This window comes from Paenibacillus sp. FSL R7-0652, assembly GCF_038595045.1.
GTDB lineage: Bacteria > Bacillota > Bacilli > Paenibacillales > Paenibacillaceae > Paenibacillus.
On record NZ_CP152001.1, the window covers coordinates 5,544,342 to 5,561,869 of the forward strand.

Annotated in this window: 9 protein-coding genes and 1 riboswitch; of the genes, 4 read left to right on the plus strand and 5 right to left on the minus strand. The window is 46.8% G+C overall.

Features of this window, described 5'->3' with window-relative positions; all coding sequences use genetic code 11:
* Positions 1-73 precede the first annotated feature (73 nt).
* Positions 74-2,932, minus strand: coding sequence for an ATP-binding protein (locus tag MKY97_RS24455; RefSeq protein WP_342552812.1), 2,859 nt, complete (start codon positions 2,930-2,932; stop codon positions 74-76).
* A 343-nt stretch (positions 2,933-3,275) separates the two neighbouring features.
* Between MKY97_RS24455 and MKY97_RS24460 the strand changes: the two genes are divergently transcribed.
* The gene (locus tag MKY97_RS24460) at positions 3,276-3,974 is read left to right on the plus strand and encodes a response regulator transcription factor (protein ID WP_342552813.1); all 699 of its coding nucleotides are present in this window, start codon (positions 3,276-3,278) and stop codon (positions 3,972-3,974) included.
* 65 nt (positions 3,975-4,039) lie between these two features.
* Here MKY97_RS24460 and MKY97_RS24465 read toward each other — a convergent pair whose 3' ends face one another.
* Positions 4,040-4,456, minus strand: a complete 417-nt coding sequence (locus tag MKY97_RS24465; protein ID WP_342552814.1) for a hypothetical protein — start codon at positions 4,454-4,456, stop codon at positions 4,040-4,042.
* A 238-nt stretch (positions 4,457-4,694) separates the two neighbouring features.
* On the opposite strand from MKY97_RS24465, the gene MKY97_RS24470 reads away from it, so the two are divergent.
* The 3 genes from MKY97_RS24470 to MKY97_RS24480 all read left to right on the plus strand — a co-directional run bounded on the left by MKY97_RS24470 (position 4,695) and on the right by MKY97_RS24480 (position 8,603).
* The gene (locus MKY97_RS24470; protein WP_342552815.1) at positions 4,695-5,837 is read left to right on the plus strand and encodes a virulence factor; all 1,143 of its coding nucleotides are present in this window, start codon (positions 4,695-4,697) and stop codon (positions 5,835-5,837) included.
* Between the two features lie 177 nt (positions 5,838-6,014).
* Positions 6,015-6,232: riboswitch (Lysine riboswitch) on the plus strand.
* 114 nt (positions 6,233-6,346) lie between these two features.
* Positions 6,347-7,840: an amino acid permease gene (locus tag MKY97_RS24475; protein ID WP_342552816.1), complete on the plus strand. Its 1,494-nt coding sequence runs from the start codon at positions 6,347-6,349 to the stop codon at positions 7,838-7,840.
* A 136-nt stretch (positions 7,841-7,976) separates the two neighbouring features.
* Positions 7,977-8,603 (plus strand): class D sortase, encoded by a 627-nt coding sequence (locus tag MKY97_RS24480; protein WP_342552817.1) that lies wholly within the window; start codon positions 7,977-7,979, stop codon positions 8,601-8,603.
* A gap of 151 nt (positions 8,604-8,754) precedes the next feature.
* Here MKY97_RS24480 and MKY97_RS24485 read toward each other — a convergent pair whose 3' ends face one another.
* The 3 genes from MKY97_RS24485 to MKY97_RS24495 all read right to left on the minus strand — a co-directional run bounded on the left by MKY97_RS24485 (position 8,755) and on the right by MKY97_RS24495 (position 17,335).
* Entirely contained in the window at positions 8,755-13,329 is a 4,575-nt protein-coding gene (locus tag MKY97_RS24485) for a collagen binding domain-containing protein (RefSeq protein WP_342552818.1), read from the minus strand.
* A 237-nt stretch (positions 13,330-13,566) separates the two neighbouring features.
* Positions 13,567-14,694, minus strand: coding sequence for a transglutaminase domain-containing protein (locus MKY97_RS24490; RefSeq protein WP_342552819.1), 1,128 nt, complete (start codon positions 14,692-14,694; stop codon positions 13,567-13,569).
* 214 nt (positions 14,695-14,908) lie between these two features.
* Complete coding sequence (locus tag MKY97_RS24495; protein WP_342552820.1) at positions 14,909-17,335, minus strand: YcdB/YcdC domain-containing protein; 2,427 nt, start codon at positions 17,333-17,335, stop codon at positions 14,909-14,911.
* Positions 17,336-17,528: the final 193 nt, after the last annotated feature.

Consider the following 17,528-nt stretch of genomic DNA (forward strand, 5'->3'; position numbering starts at 1 on the left):
CCTTTACCTTTCCGCACCGACACGTGCCAAAAGATAAAAGCTCTCCATACCATATCAACTTTCGGTAAACACACTAGAGGACAACGTCCTGTTTGGGCAGCCGGACTTTGAACGTACTGCCTTTACCCGGGGCCGACATGAAGGTCAGACTCCCGTGATGATCCTCCACAATTTTGCGGGAAATATATAAACCGAGGCCCGTTCCGCCAATCTGACGGTGATCCGAATTATCTACACGATAAAACTTGTTAAACAGCAGTTCCTTCTCGCTCTCGGCAATACCTATCCCATAATCCCTTACATCAATGCAAAGTGCTCCTTCTTCTTCCCATAACGTTACGTCAATTCGCTCTGCTCCAGGAGAGTATTTCACCGCATTGCCAATCAGATTATGAAGTACTTGAACAATCCTGTTCTGGTCCGCATAAGCAAAAAGATCACCATTAAAGACATGTACGTAGATCCGTTGAGAAGACTTCATGTTCCACTGCTCGGCCACACCTTCAACCAGATCCACAAGTGGAACATAGGTCATATGATAGGTCATCCCCTCATTATCCAGTCGTTGGATATCAAGTACATCATCCAGCAGGCTGCTCAGACGTTTGCCTTCAGATGAAATGGTCTCCATGAACTCTTTCCGCTGAGATGCCGGGAGATCGTACATCAGCATCAGCTCCACATATCCCATAATGGTTGCTACAGGTGTACGAAGTTCATGAGAGACAACACTGATCAATTCATTTTTCATCCGGTTTAGCCGCTCTTCTCCGGTCAAGTCGCGAAAGACAAGCAGGAATCCATGTTTTTTCCCCGGCACGTCCATCTGTTTCATGTACAGTGAAAACACACTTTGTTCTACATTGTCAAAAAAGAAATTCGTCTCGATGAATGCTTGTTCTCCATTCAAGAAGGCTTTGGTCTGTTCCGTAAGGTTGAAATTATCGGTCAGCACCATGGAATCAATCGCTTGAGCCAAGTCGGTAATCGATTCCCCCAAGAAATTCCCAAGCCCAAACATCTCTTCAATTCTACGATTCACGATCGTGATTGTCCCTGAGCGGTCGGACATGACAAGTCCTTCGCGAACCGATTCAATAAATTGTTCACTGATATCGCGCTGTTCCTGAATAGCAACCTTCTCACGAATCAACTCAGCATTCAGCTTCTCCAGCGCAAGCGCATGCCTTACCCGTTCTTCTTCGGCTCTGGTTCGTTCCGTGATGTCTTTGATAAAAAGGTTATATAAAGACTCATGGCTTCCCAGCTGAACCTCTACAATTTTGTATTCAATCGGGAAGGCAGAGCCCTCTCTTCGGACTCCTGAAATCTCCTCGACTGTGGTATATCTCCTGCCTTCGTTGTACTCATTTTCCTTCAGCATTTCTTTGATTTCCTGAAAGCTTGCCCCTTGAAAAAGAGAAGAAGCTTCCTTCTGAAGTACAACTTCTTCCCGCCCAAGTCCGAACATTCGCTCAGCCTCCGGGTTAAACTCTACAATTAATCCGCTGGCATCTACTGCGATAATTGCATCGATGGAGGAATCAATGATGGCCCGTTTTACTTCTTCACTGTTTTTGAGCTCTTTGGTTCGTTCTATAACCCGGTCTTCCAGCGTTAATTTATCCAACCGGATCTGTTCGAATTGTTCAAGCAGTACGTCAGCCATTTTTCGAAGATTGCCAATCAGGATCTGGACTTCAGTAACATGACTGCTGGGCCATTCCATCTGCCTGTTTCGAAATAAGATTCTGGGAAGAGATCCCGTCATTCTTGTTAATCGAAGCAGAGGACTGACGACTTTATTACTCAGAGGTGCTGCTACAATCATTGAAGTTACAATGATGAAAAATAAGGTCTGCAGCGTTGTCAGGTAAATCGATTCAATACGCGAATAATAACGGTCCGAATCGGTCTGTACTAACACACGGTAAGGAGCTCCCGCAGCGACGTCTGCCTGATACACAAAAGATGCCTGTCTCCAGTAATGAAGTACATCACTATAATGTGTGCTGCCGGATATCCGATCCGAACTGAACAGAATCGAGCTGTCTCCCGCCTTCAGCAGTCGGAAATTGTTTATGTCCAGATACTCACCTCTATGGAGTGTATCTATTCCCGCGGCAATTACGGTATCTTTTCGGTCAAGGAGAATTACATTAACATCTAATAAGTGACGATAACGCTTCATCGTAATCTCTAAATTATCCGAGTTAACATATTGTTCATTTAGATCCTGTACTACCGCGTTAGCCGCATGATTCAAATCATAAAAAATAATCTCGCTCATCTGCTGCAGCTGCCTCCGGCTGTCCACAGACAGCAGCAGCAGGGAAACAAAAATAACAAAAACAACAACGTATTTGAATGCAATCCTTTTTAGGGGGATAGTGACGGAGTGGCCCAACTGACGGCCTCCGGTAGTATACCAGAAATCAACTACAATTCCTGCGAACATCGCATTAACCATACTGATCACAGCCATGTACATGTACTCGTACTTTAACTGTTCAATACTTAATCCCATCATCAGATGACCAAAAGCAATTACAGGAATTAACATGGCAATCCAGAAGATCGCGTTAGCCTTAATTAAACTTCCAAGTTTTCCTCGCCTCAGCCAACCCAGCATCCAGAACAGCTCTATGAACCGTACAGCAATAATTTGTGCAGTGAGCGGTTCCCACCCCACAATCATAATTTTAATCAGATGAATGCCAATAAGAGTTATGAATCCGTAAATGGCACCGTATAAGCGGAGAGCCACCAGAGCCGCAGCGCTGATCAGCATAAACTGCACTCCATAAAATAACGTAAATGGGAAGATTGCACTCAAAGAACCGAGCGTAATCAATAAGAGGATCCCAATCCAAGGCACTCTTAGCTTCAGTGCAATCCATTCCATTATCTTTTTTGCTTTTACAATATACATGCGCACCTTTCCTCACCCACAGCCGATTCCTTGCACAGAACGATGTCATAACAAGGGCAGCAAAGCGATCTGCCACTCATGTGTGAACGGTTTCACTATATTTATTCCCCGTGCACTCGTCTGGTCTATTATACTGTATGTAACACCCGGCGTACGTTTGGGAATTTTTATTGTTCGGAAATAGATGATACCCATGTTAAACTAAAGTCACATTTATTCCAGTATTTTCGCACGATGCGTATACTTCCTATATTCTGGAATACAAACATTAAAAATTTTGCGGTATTTCAAATGATTTATTTCGTATTTTCTTAACAAATTCTTGTCCCAGGAGTGTGAGGCAGTGTCTATCAAAGTACTTCTTATAGAAGACGAGAAAAATTTGGCTGATATGATCGCTTTTTTTCTTGAGGAGGAAGGATACATAACGGAACGGGTACATCATGCCCGTGAAGCACTTCATCTATTTCCCCAGTTTCAGCCCGATATTGTTGTAACGGACTTAATGCTCCCCGAAATTGATGGCAATGAGCTTGTTGATGCTTTTCGTCAAAATTCTACCGTTCCTGTACTGATGATATCCGCAAGCACAATGCTTAATGACCGATTGCGTGCATTACATAATGGCGCGGACGATTTTCTCTGCAAGCCGTTTAGTCTGAAAGAGCTGGATGCCAGAATTAAAGCGCTGCTGCGGAGGTCCGTTATTACTTACCAGGATAAACCTGTAAAAGAGAATCAGGCGGATGAAGTTAAGGGTCAGATCAATGTCAATGAATACAGAAGAACACTCTTTGTCAATGGGGTTGAAATTGAGGTCACTCATATAGAATTCGAAATTATGAAGGAATTGTATCGTAATCCGGGCAAAGTGTTTACCCGCAATGAACTGATGGACCGGATTAAAGGCTCGGAACGTGCCTATCTGGATCGAACCATCGACGTACATATCTCCAGTCTGCGCAAAAAAATAGAGCCCGACCCCAAAAATCCCCGTTATATTAAAACGGTATGGGGTACAGGCTATAAATATATGGTCTAGCTGGTCATCCATTAAGCTGTCTTACAGCTGATAAACAGCAGCAGCCTTACCATGATTTTTCCATTCTACCTTATATATAGAACGGAGGGCATGGTTAAGGGTGCTTCATATCCAAAAGTGTGCAGCCACCGCTCAATGCTTCTAACCACATGGTCAGGATCTTGTTCATCCCAGAGCAGCATCTTCACAACACCAGTACCGTTAATTTCCCGCAGATGGCGTTTGCGAATCAATGATTGAAAATCAGTAATAACCAGTACGGGAACGTCCGGTACAAAAGCACGAATGGCCTTTGCTGCAGATACAGCCTGTTCGGCGTTCCTGTAATCCACTATACAAAAACGTGAATTTTCCCAGTCTCCTCTTCCTGTTTCCTTTACTGAATCTGATGGCACAGCAGCGATCCAATCCTCGAACAACTGATTGATTTTCTCATAGTTGATACAGCGCTCTCCATCCGTTAGCACAGTAACAGGTTCCATAAGTATAACCTCCATTAGCTTCTTCCCTACATTGTGTCAGCTTTCATTTAAGAATGTTTGTGCGTGGACATGAAAGAAGTGTTAACAATCTTCGCATTTCTTCACATCCATCTTCCGAGCATCTCCCGACCGTTATGCATTTCGCAGTTTTCCTGAATTCATGTAAAATAGAGATAACCCGTGTGATTTACTTTACGGGACATTACGTATCAATTTGGTATTATAGGAGGTTGCACCCATGAATATAGTTTCCATTGAACCAACACCGAGTCCAAATACGATGATGCTGCATCTTGACGAACGTCTGGAGGACGGGATTCGCAGAACCTATACATTGGACAACGAACGTTCAGCTCCGGCGTTTATTCGTCAGATGCTTAACATTCCGGGCGTGAAAAGTGTGTTCCACACCACTGATTTCGTTGCACTGGACCGTAAGGGGAATGCTGACTGGTCTGTCATTCTTGGTGAAGTACAGAGTCGTCTGGGTCAGGAAGGCGTAAATCTGGACTGGATTGAATCTGAAGATGCTTCAGGTGAGCACTTTGGAGAAGCACAAGTATTTGTACAATTCTTCCGGGGAGTGCCGATGCAGATACGGGTCAAAGCCGGTACGAACGAAGAACGCATTTCCCTGTCGGACCGTTTCGTCAAAGCGGTTACCGAGGTTGCCAGTGCCACGCTGATCAAAGAGCGCAAACTGAGCGATTACGGGGTACGGTACGGTGAACTGCCGGATATCGCGCGTGAGGTTGAGCAGGAACTGGAAGCCGCGTATCCACCTGAACGATTGGAGCAGGTCATCCAGCAGGCTATTGCACATGGTACCAATACAGAGGAGTTCATTGAGCACCGCCGTGCGCTGGAGGGTGCCGAACTGGAAGAAGCACTTCGCAGCGAAGACTGGAATGTACGGTATGCTGCACTGGATGGTATGGAGCCAACAGAGGAAAGACTGCCGCTTGTCGCTCAGGCGCTGCGGGACAGCAAAATGCAAATTCGGCGTCTGGCTGTGGTCTATCTTGGCGATATTCGCACACCTGAGGCGATGGAACTTCTATATGAAGCGCTGCGGGACAGTTCTCCTGCCGTGCGCCGCACAGCGGGAGATACGCTGTCAGACATTGGGGATCCTGCCGCTACATCAGCTATGATCGAAACGTTAACTGACAAGAGCAAGCTTGTACGCTGGCGCGCAGCCCGCTTCCTCTATGAAGTTGGGACCGAGGAGGCCGAGCAGGCACTCCGGCTCGCTGCTGAAGATCCTGAGTTTGAAGTGAGTCTGCAGGCCAAAATGGCCCTGGAACGCATCGAGTCAGGCGAACAGGCTGCCGGAACCGTCTGGCAGCAGATGGCAGGAAGGAATAAAAAGCAGGATTAGATTTTTCTTCAGCTCTTCCTTTAGTGGGGCCTTACAGATACACTCCAACATTTGTCATTGCACTGTAAAACGATGAGCGGTATACTTGTTGTCTGTTTGATTAACAGGTTACACGCTGCTCGAAGCGTGATTTCTCATTTCAATTTCATAAACAATAGATACACCTCATCCATTGTATGGTGAGGTAGAGGTCGCGGGTGCGATCAGTAAGCTGAAGAAGGCGCTAGGAGCCGCTGTTGAGATCAGCCGAAAGGTGTACCCGCCGAAGTTCACTGGACGTTCCTTTATCGGTCCGGTGAGCTGGGGCTGCAGCCGAAAGGTGCAGAACTGTCACAGCACGTATTTTTATCTTTGTTCAAAAGGTATGGATTCTGCTGTGTTGAGCTATCTTAATCATCTGGGATATGGTGCGGATATTGAAGTTTAAGACCGCTGGCTTATGCCTGTGGTCTTTTTTTGTTTATGGACCTATGTAACAGCATCAGCAATACAAATGAAGGAGTGTTACCATGCAAGACCGCAGCAACCAATCACAAACAACAACTACCAGCGAGCCTTCCCTGAAAAAAGGATTGCGTGCACGCCACATGACCATGATTGCCCTGGGCGGCTCGATTGGTACCGGACTGTTTCTGGCAAGTGGTACAGCCATCTCGACTGCCGGTCCCGGCGGGGCATTAATTGCTTACGCGGCCGTTGGTATTATGGTTTATTTCCTCATGACCAGTCTGGGAGAGCTTGCAACCTTTATGCCGGACTCCGGTTCTTTTAATACGTACGCCGCACGTTTCGTTGATCCCGCTCTGGGTTTCGCCATGGGATGGAACTTCTGGTATAACTGGGCGGTTACGATTGCCGCCGAACTCGCTGCTGCTACAGTTCTCATCAAATACTGGTTCCCGGACAGCTCATCCATGCTCTGGAGCTTGCTGTTTCTGGTATTGATCTTTGCCTTGAATATTCTGTCCGTCAAAGGGTATGGAGAATCGGAATATTGGTTTGCGATTATCAAAGTCGCTACCGTCATCATCTTCCTGAGCGTCGGTGTACTTATGATCTTTGGTATTTTGGGCGGTGAAGCTGTTGGTTTCAGCAACTTTACCATCGGGGATGCACCGTTTCACGGCGGATTTTTCGCTGTACTGGGTGTGTTTATGGCGGCCGGATTCTCTTTCCAGGGAACAGAACTGATTGGCGTTGCCGCGGGTGAAAGCGAGAACCCTCGTGAAAATGTGCCTCGTGCCATCCGTCAGGTGTTCTGGCGCATTCTGATCTTTTATATCCTGGCTATTACCGTAATCAGTTTAATTATTCCATACACACACCCGAATTTGCTCAAAGGTGACTTGGAAAACATCGGAGTAAGTCCGTTTACATTGGTCTTCGAAAAAGCAGGGCTTGCCATTGCGGCTTCCGTCATGAACGCCGTCATTCTGACCTCCGTGCTCTCTGCCGGCAATTCCGGTATGTACGCTTCTAGCCGGGTACTGTATGCTCTTGCCCGGGACGGGAAGGCCCCACGTTTCCTTGGCAAGCTGAACAAACGCGGCATTCCGATGAATGCGCTGCTCGTCACCACGGCCGTTGGCATGCTCGCGTTTCTCGCTTCGCTCTTCGGTGACGGCATCGTGTATACATGGCTTCTGAATGCATCGGGTATGTGCGGCTTCATTACTTGGCTCGGAATTGCAATCAGCCATTACCGCTTCCGCCGCGCCTACGTTGCGCAGGGGCGAGACCTCAGGGACCTGCCTTACCGCGCAAGATGGTTCCCGTTTGGGCCAATCTTTGCTTTTGTGCTGTGCATCATCGTCATTCTGGGACAGAACTATCAGGCATTTATAGGCGACCAGATCGACTGGAGCGGGGTCCTTGTTGCTTACCTGAGTGTTCCGCTGTTCGTGATTCTGTGGCTTGGTTACAAATGGATCAAAAAGACCAAGGTTATTCCGCTGCAGGAATGCGACTTCTCCCCTGCTGATTCATCCGGCATGAATGAATAAGCTTTAAGGTATCCTTTCCCCTGTTCTGCTGAGAGTTCAGCTAGAATAGGGGTTTTTCTGTCCATATTTTGTATAGGTTGATCCGTACAATAGAAAAGGAGCATCTATTATACCTCAACCGAAGGAGAGCTGTACTTTGAAAAAATGGTCTGTCCTGCTTGTGCTGTTAGGCCTGTTGACGATCAGCTTTCCCACGCTCCAAGGAATGTATTATGACTGGCAGCAGAGCCGAGTCCTGGATGAACTGGAACATCTTCAGTCGGGCTTGTCCCAGCTGAATCATACCTTTGAACGCAGTGTCGATACCGGTCATGCAGACCAAGAAGGAACAACTCAGGCTGCTGCCAAACTTTCTCCCGCTCCCGGAACACTTGGAATTATCTCTATTCCGGTTATTGATGTGCGTCTGCCTATTCTGGAAGGTGCGACTCAGGAAAATATGAAGTTTGCTGCAGCCCATCTGGTGGAGACTGCTTCGATCGGACAATCGGGTAATGCGGCCATTGCTGCTCATCGTGCTCATCGAAAAGGTCGATTATTCAACCGGTTGGGTGAGCTTAAACTGGGTGATTCCGTAGAAATCACACTTGCCAATCAAACAACCATACACTACGAAATCGACAAGATTACCGTGGTGGAGCCTTCCGATGTATCTGTACTGAAAGACCCGGGACTTGGAGAAGTTCTAACTTTAATTACCTGCGATCCGCTGATCGATGCTACACACCGGCTCATTATACGCGCTGTAAAAGTAAACACTTGAATAGACTGCTTCACCGTCATCCAGCCTGAACCAAAGAAACGTCAAAACACCCTCCCGCCTGCTCACGAAGATCCATTCTTCGCGGCATAGGCTGGAGGGTGTTTAATTATACGTTATACATATTAGTTCAGGTTAGTGTCAGCATCTCACTTTAGCGTTGGAATTTCTCTCTGCGGCGGAAGTATAAGTACCCTGCACTCCCAATCGCCATCAGCATTAAGCCCGAGACCGTGTAAGCGATGGAGCTCTCTTCACCTGTCTTCGGCAGCATACCTTGAGCTGACGAATGACTGCCGTTTCCTGATGAAACCTCACTTTCAGATTCTGTGCCAGTAGAAGGGGTAAGCTCACCATCTTCGCCCGCATCATCACCTTCTGCCACCTGAGGTTCTGTCTCATTTCCTTCACCTGTCTCAGGGGTTGAAGGTACTTCTTCGGAATCATCTTCCGGTTTGCTTGTGCTCCCGTTTTGTTCTGCCGGTTGTGAAGGGTCTGTGACCACTGTACCAGGCACGGTTATCCCTGGTTTTTCTTCTACAGGAGTATTTGGCTTCGTTGAATCAGGAGTGTCAGGTTTAGTTGGTTCCGGAGTGCCGCCAGTGCTTGGCGTACCTGGATTATACGGTTCACCTGGTCCACCTGATACCGGAACAGCCTGATTTGTTTTTTCTACAACAATCGGTTCGGTCTGCTGAGCTGTAATCTCAAACAAAACCGGTGTTTGGTCCAGTTGATATCCGGCCGGGGCTTTAACTTCAACCAATTGATACGTATTCGGTTCAAGCTGCTTCAGGTTAATTTCACCACGAACATCGGTTATCAGCAGCGCAGAGTCGATGCCTGTGACTTTGTTAAACAACCATTCTCCATCCGGTCCCATAAGTTCCGATTGAGCACGCAGCTCAAAAATGGCTCCCTGAAGATGCTGTGTTCGGCCTGTATTATATTTCACGAGTTTTACCGAACGGTCATTTTCCTTGTTTTCAATCTTGACCTGATTGTCTGGCTTGGTAATGGAGATGGAAGTCTCTGGTGTTTCAATGACGAAACCTTCCGCTTTGGTTTCTACCAGTTTATATCCACCATAAGCCAGATCGCTGAACTCAATGATGCCCTGCTGATTGGTTACTCCCTTATCTACAATGCTGTTGGAAGAATCCCGCAGTTCGAACTCAATCCCGCTTAACGGAGATTGATCCTTGGCGTTCACTTTCGTTACAGTCAGTTTGCCTCCTGTACCGATCTGGTTCGTCTTTGTCAGTGTCACAATCTGTGTCTGGTTCGCTGTAATCGTGAAGGAAATCGGTGTATTGTCCACGGTGTAGAAGTCAGGAGCCTGAATTTCAACTAATTCATACGTTCCCGCTTCCAAATCACCCTTAGCAATTCTGCCGTCTACTCCCGTCGTGAGTTCATCCAGCTTCTCACGTGTTGAGCCCTGTATGCGATACAGTTCAAACACGGCCCCCTCCAGCACTTTGGCGGAATCGGCTGCATCCAGCTTCTTCAGTTCAAATCCCTGGCGAATCTTTTCGTTTACAATCTCGAAGGCTGCGGCTGCATCCTTAAACAAAATCGTTTGTCCTGAAGCCGAACCATATTCCGGGTCAGCGAGATATCCCGCAGGCGCTGCAGCTTCTTTGAGACGGTATGGCACACCGTTGGTCAGGTGAAGACGGTAATTTCGGCTGCTTTCCGCCATTCCGTTCTCATCTGTCGGTTCCAACGTTTCCAGAAGAATTGTGCCGGAAGCATTGTAGATGGCAAAAATGGCTCCTTTCAGCGGCTCACCGCTGTCATCCACTTTATGCACTTTGATCTTGCCGAGACCCGTCGATGCGCCTCCACCTGCACCAGCCATCGATACTCGAATCCCTGCCTGGTTCCCTTCTCCCACAACGAAAGAAGACTGTCCTGCATATTCGGCCTTATTCTCGATTCTATCGCCGTCATCCGCGTTAATATAGGACTGGTATTCCAGAAGGTAAGCTGTGTTTATGTCATTCTTGAAAGTAAAGGTGAAGGTGTTGCCTTCTACCACCAATTCATATTCCGCTGGATCAACCAGCCCAGCTTTTACCGAAATATTGCCCGAATTGTTTGCAGGCAGCTGGACTTCATACAGCTTTAATGAGTCGGCAAGCAAAATTTGATTGCTGGATAATGTGTCTGATAGTTGGGAACCTGCCGCAACGAACGACTGACTCGGGTTCACGTTCACGACCCATGAAGCCAGATCGGATGTCCCCACTTGCTGTCCTGTCTTCTTCACATATACTCCGCCATGGGCAGGTGTAACCACAGCTTCCTTGTCAAAGCGAACAGGTCCGCCATCCCCATCCGTCAAAACAGCATGATTGCTGTATGAGCCTTCCACCGCATAAGCTCCATCCAGACTGGTTTGATATACGACGCGGTAAGCCGTTTTGCCGATGTTACCCAGATTCAGTGTAAAACCTTTGCCATCGGGATTAAGCTGGAACTGACTTGATGTCAGCACAACTTCATCACCAACAGAAGTAACATTGTTGGCGCCCCTCAATTCAAGCTCATACACTTTAAATGAGCCCTCCACAAAGGATTGATTACCGATATAGGTATCCTTGAGAACAGCATCCTGAATATCATAGAGATTGTAATTCACATCAATTGTCCACGTGATCGCCTTGTCTTTGGCGCTGTATTCGCCCCGCTTGTTCCCATTCTCAATGGTGTAATTCTGCGGTCTGACAACAGCAGACTTGGTAATGGTGGTCTGTGCAGCGCCTGCTTCCTTCCAGTCTAACGCTGCTGTGTTGCGATATTCATTATTTGTCGGCATTCCTGCCGTTGGATCAAAGCTTGTTTTGTACGTAATCACATGCCGTTTATCGATCATACCGCCCGGCTTCAGGCGAATCGTGAAGCCTTTTTCGAAATTGGCATCTTCCGGGTCAGCCACTGGTGCTTCCTCGAACTGATCCTTCTGATCTCCACTGATCTGCAGACTGTCTGGAATGAGCTTCATATGTCTGCCTGTATAGTCATCTGTGATGACGATATCAGTCATCTCTTTCTGATCCTGATTGAGCACAATCTGCCACTCGATTTCTTTGGTATTGAAATTTTCACTTTTTACACTTTTGGCTAAAATGACTTCCTCAATATTTTTTCGGCCTTCCTTGGTCGTGCCATCCTGTGTATTCACGGTATTAACTACAGTCTCATTCTCGTATATACGCGGTATCGCTTGGGTTTTGTATTCAATCTCATAAGCTTTGTTAATACCGCTGTTGAACTGAAGCTTAAAACCTTCATTAAAGCCGTCATCAACACCACTTACGGTATAGTTTTCAGGACCAACTAATGTTTTCGTCCCAGGACGACCACCAGATTGAATCTCAACTTCATATACGTTAATTGAATCTGCAACCAGTCTCTGTCTGGTTGTATCAAAACGGTCTTCCAGCCACGCATTGGACTGTGTGATGCTCTGCTGATTATAGTTGTACTGCACCTTCCATGTAATCGTCTGCGTAACCGGGTCATATGCACTTTCCTGGCCCGACTTGTTCAGCGGCTCATTGAAGCTGACCGTTACACGGCCAACATCGGATTCATTATACTCACTCTCATTTGCTGTTATCGCTGCTTCATTGGTATAAAGGACTCCTGTATAAGGAGCACTCGTCGGTGCCTTAATGCTGGTCTTGTAGGTAATCCGGTATGCCTTGTCGATATTCCCAAGATTCACCGGGAACTGGGATGCTCTATCGACCACCGGTCCTTCCTTCACAGAACCGTTTAACTGCACCTGAAGCTCACGGATTTCAATATCCCCCTGAAGTGAAAGCTCTGGTGGCAGTGTATCCTGCAGAACAACATTCGTCATGCTCTTCTCGCCTTGGTTAAAATCGACCGTCCAATCAATATGATCCGAGTTAAAATTATTATTATTGGCTTTCCCTGACTTCTGAATTCCATCCTTCGCGGTATTTGCAAAATTCACATCAATGATACCTTGACCTGCGCCGCTAAAGTCGATCTTCTGTTTCAGTCCGTCTTCCATTTTACTCTCGTCAAAATTGAGCCAGACATAGAAGTTTCCTTCCAGCTTGGCATGTTCAACCAATTCATTAAAGGTAAATACAATGGTACCGTCCGGGTTCACAACATATTCCCCGACTCCCCCGTCCAGGTTCCCTTTCAGCTGTGAGCCTATAATAAATTTGTCAGGCAGACGGAATGTAAAGGTTGACCCGTCTCCGTAAGAATGGGCATCATCACCGAATCCCCATGTAAAAACAACCGCAACCTCATCTGATATCCGCGGACGAATATCTTCGATCTTGTCTCCTTTAACTTCGATCTGACCGCTGCCGTTGTACTCCGGTTTCTGGTTGTACATCTGCACACTCGTGATCAGGTTCTCCTGAATCTCCGAAGCCGCAGCGGGAGCAGCCATAGGGCTTATGCTTGCTTCATTCATTTCCTCTGCAGACACCGTGGGGTCCACTTCTTCTGCTTCCGGGACTGCTTCTTCATCTGCACCAGCTTCCGTGCTGACCTGTTCTTCAGGCAGCGTATCCTCTTCCAGTGCAGATGGTGATGCTGGATCATTCAATGTACCGGCTGACATATGATTTGTGTCATCCTGAGCATGCACGGTTGATGTTAACACCATCCCTTGCAGCAATTGCGTAATGAGCAATAGTGCAATCAACATGATGCCCAATCGTCTCTTCATGTTCCACATATCCTCCTCGTTCATAATGTTGGCAGACGCCGAGGAATAGAATAACAGGGCAACATATACAAAAAATAGACAACATACATTTTCGTAAACAGAACAGCAAAAAGAGCGCCCCTCATATGGAGCGCTCCTATTACGCTATCAGATTGTTGATCCTGCAGCACATAGATTGTAGATTGATAATATCTACATTTGAAGCTTATTGTATTTCGTGTGAATATGCTGCGTCCGCTATAATGTCCAATTAATTTTGACACGCAGATCGGCCGTACCCTCCATCTTGGAGACAAAATAAGAGATAGATTTCATACCAAGCTGGTACAAGTCCTGCAAATCTTCAATCAGGCTGTTCTCTGTTCCTTTATATCTGAACGTCAGCGAAGTGCCGCCCTCTTTAATTACAGCTTGGACTTTGGTTTTAAGCACTGCCCGCTCCTTAACCGCATCCTGTTCATCATAGAGCGAGTACTCCAATGCGTGGTACAGCTTCTGATATACCTCCTGCTTGCTCCCTGGTGCTTTCACAAGCTTAAGCAGCGCATCACGATAAGGCGCAGGTGCCGCAGGGTACTTGTTTTTGCCTGTCCAGACATGGTCACGCGCCATCTCTTTATCACTTAGCAAATAATAATTATGACTCACCTTGCCTTTACGGTCAGGTGTCGGATCATCCCATGTTGTATCCATGTGATACCACTGGCCATCCAGTTTTACCAGATTCCATGCATGAAGCTGTCCGCCTGCTGTACCTTCGACAATACGATTCTCGATCCCTACCCGTTCCAGCATGCGGTATGCAAGCAGCGAGTATCCTTGACACACAGTACTGCCTGTAGCTAATCCGTCGTAAGCTGTATATTTTTGCAATGAAGTATCATAAGAGACATTCAGCACAATCCAGTCATGAATCACCTTGACCTTCTCATGGTTGTTCATACCAGGTTTGATAATTTCTTTCAGAACATTGGCGACTTTCCGATTGACGTAATCGGTCTGTGCTTTCGTCTCCCGGTAAGAGAGGGTCACATTCACCTCGGCTGATGTATTCGAGCCTTTATAGTTAAAAGCATAACTTTTTACCGTATATTGAATATAGGGGTCGCTCTTCATTGCTTCGTCGATAGAGGTCTGCAGCTGTTTTTTCAGGCCCTTTACATTGCCCTTATAGGTAAACACTAGTTCCTCTTTACGTTGTGACATCGCGTTTAACAGCGTCTGACGCAAATCCGTCACTGTGGATAATTCGGATGTACCCGAGGCAGCATACAATTGATCCAGATCAACCGTACGTGGAAGCCAGGCCGCAGCAAGACAGCCGGCCAGCAATAAGGTAATCACTCGTTTAGCGTTCTTGGCCATGAAAGGAACCACCCCTCTTTACAGCATTCTTATGCTTTATTGTATCATAAAAAGTGCTGCATTCCTTGTTCTATATTTCTCATACCAGTGCAGTCAAATTTAAAAGGGACCTTCCACGGAAGGCCCCTTGATTATCAGCTGCAGTCATCACGTTTCCGGCTTCTCTTCATCCTATGTCCCTGCACTGCAAGTTATGAACTTCGTTCGTTCCGGATTAATATAGGCGGCTGCCGCTCATAAATGTATCTGTCTTTCCCTGCAGCTTGGCAAGGCGTTCAAGGACTTGAGAAGCTTCAGCTGCGGTTACTTTGCGTGCAGGCATAAATCTTCCCTCAATAGAAGGAAGCAAACCAAGCTTCAGAGTCAGAGAAACAGCACCCTTGCTGTTGATTGCACCAGCATCAGCAATATTCGGCAGGTCTGACGGCTGCATGTAATATCCTGCCAGCTTCTCGTAACGCAAAATACGCACAAGCAGCACAGCCAATTCCTCACGTGTCAGCTCTTCCTCGGGTTTCAGCTGCTTTTCAGGATCTGCTCCCTCGAGCCAGCGTTGATCCATTAACACCTTCACTGCTTTGTAATACGGACTGTCCGGAGATACGTCAGCAAAAAGTCTGTCATTGCTGTCGCTGTTATAGTACATATCCATGTTCGGATTAAGAGCTCTTGCCAAATAGTTGAACCAATCCCCACGTGTAATGACACGGTCCGGGAATACACGCCCCTGCTCGTCAGGCAGCAGTACGTTATGCTTGGTCATATTACGCAAAGCTGATTCAGCAGTGTGACCGGCAATATCTGTCGGTTCTACCTGAGATGCTGCATCTACCCCACCGTAGGTGAAGAACCATTCTCCTGTATTTGCATCCAGCAATTCGTCAGAATTATAGATCGATTTCTTACCGCTTACAGGTACATAAGCCAGGTTTACTCCGAAAGGTACAGGTTCACTGCTGCCCAGACTATATCCGCCGTGGCGAGTATAATTCAGCATCAGCTTGTATTTTTTCAAATAAAGTTCCTTGGCTTCTTCGTAACTAATCGCAGGTTTGATATCTGTCGGAAGTTGTTCCGCCGATGCCGCCAAGCGCGTATAAAACTCCGTAACGGCCCCATCATTCATGACCTGAACTTGCGCCGTATCATCCTGAACCGGAATTCCATTCAGATAACGCTGGAACAGGAACGTACGGGCATCTTTCGTTTCAATGATTCTGGACAGCTGATACTGCTCTTTTGCATTCGGAACAGCTGCAATGATCGTATTCATCGCTTTTTTCTCAGCCTGCTGCGGAGTAACAGTCCTGCTCTCCTTCTCCTGAGATGGCTTCTCCTGCCCCATCTCTGGTCCAACCCGCTGCATCAGCGTATAGCTGTACACCTGTCCTGTCACTGCATCGACCTGAGCAGAGATGTCGCGCATAAACATATACGATATGTTTGCATTCCGGTTGCTCCAGCTCAAACTCCACACCTGATTGTTCATGTCACCATAATTCCCTTTGGTTAACTGGCTGTGCTGCAGTTTGTAATCCTTGGGAATATCAAAGTGAGCTGCAACTCGATCTACCGCCTGCTGCACATTCAAACGCTGACCGCCTGCCGCTGCAAATGCAGCTGCATCTCCTGTCACCTTTTTATTAAGATACAGGCTGTCCTTGTTCACAGCCTTACCAGTCAGCGGATCAATTCTTTCCAACGTATTCGCGTTAATCGGTCCAATGCTGTCGCCTTTTGGCAAATAACCAAGAACATATTGTTGACCTTTTTTCGAAGAAAAACGCTCTTTGGAAATATAGGCCAATTCTACATCTAATCCATCCTCAAACATCTGTCTGGCTTTCTCTTCCGATGCCTTCGGCTTGGAGGATGGATATTTCGCCGAGATCGTCGACCTTGAATAGGATACGACCTGCCCTCTTTCATCCACACTTATGTAGACTGTCTCTGCATCCGACAATATTCCATCATGTTTTAAGTTATAACCAAACTGATATTGAGCGCGGCCAAACAGCGCCTGCTGCTCCATCGGTGAATACATGTCTCCAAGCGATTCATACTGGCCTTCCTCAAGTCCAGGGATCGCCTGATACAGCAGTTCCACAGCTGTCTTTTCAGCTTCTTCCTTGGTCAGCCGAACATCGGTTGCGGATAATCGCCCTTCCAAAAATTCAGATGGCAGATGTACGCTGAGTACTTCCCCTGTACCTGCATGCACATTTGCGCTGAACCCCATTGTGTGATTGCCCTGTGTGACTTGAAATCCGATATCCCATGCCTTGTAATCCGGTGGCGGATAGGAATTCGGCGAATCAAAATTCGCAGACGAGATCGTTGCTTTTTTTAATAACGGAAACAGCTTTAATATATTTTCAGCGGCTTGCCTGGATGAAATCTTTGCACCCTCTGGCACGTCATTGCTTGTTACGTCTAGTTGTTCATTTTCCCCCGTCACGGCTTTACTCACTGAGCCTTCTCCAGCTTGAGCAGCGAATGCGCTGCCTGTGAAACCCGGAGCCTGTGTCGTAAACAGTAATGCTGCCATTGCTGATGCTGCGGCTTTGGCTGTGAACGTTTTAAGCTTTCCATTCATTTTCCAATCCCAACTCAAAATGGTTACCTCTCCCTTCAATTTCATACAGAATGCATCATAAATGATCTTGTATGAATATTGGCATTCTATTCTATGATACCATAAGCTTCCTTTTTAATCGCTGTTTTCCGGGTAATTTTACGATTGTGAATTTATGTATATGGCTGGAAGCAACAAAAAAACGCCAATCTTGCCGGCGTTTTTCTCTATCTCTCAGCTATTTTGTATCCATCTATAA

What these genes read in the sequence shown, in the direction of transcription:
- MKY97_RS24495 (WP_342552820.1), bottom strand. Translation starts at nt 17,335, where the DNA reads ATGAAATTGAAGGGAGAGGTAACCATTTTGAGTTGGGATTGGAAAATG.
- MKY97_RS24470 (WP_342552815.1), top strand. Translation starts at nt 4,695, where the DNA reads ATGAATATAGTTTCCATTGAACCAACACCGAGTCCAAATACGATGATG.
- MKY97_RS24465 (WP_342552814.1), bottom strand. Translation starts at nt 4,456, where the DNA reads ATGGAACCTGTTACTGTGCTAACGGATGGAGAGCGCTGTATCAACTAT.
- MKY97_RS24455 (WP_342552812.1), bottom strand. Translation starts at nt 2,932, where the DNA reads ATGTATATTGTAAAAGCAAAAAAGATAATGGAATGGATTGCACTGAAG.
- MKY97_RS24490 (WP_342552819.1), bottom strand. Translation starts at nt 14,694, where the DNA reads ATGGCCAAGAACGCTAAACGAGTGATTACCTTATTGCTGGCCGGCTGT.
- MKY97_RS24485 (WP_342552818.1), bottom strand. Translation starts at nt 13,329, where the DNA reads ATGAAGAGACGATTGGGCATCATGTTGATTGCACTATTGCTCATTACG.
- MKY97_RS24475 (WP_342552816.1), top strand. Translation starts at nt 6,347, where the DNA reads ATGCAAGACCGCAGCAACCAATCACAAACAACAACTACCAGCGAGCCT.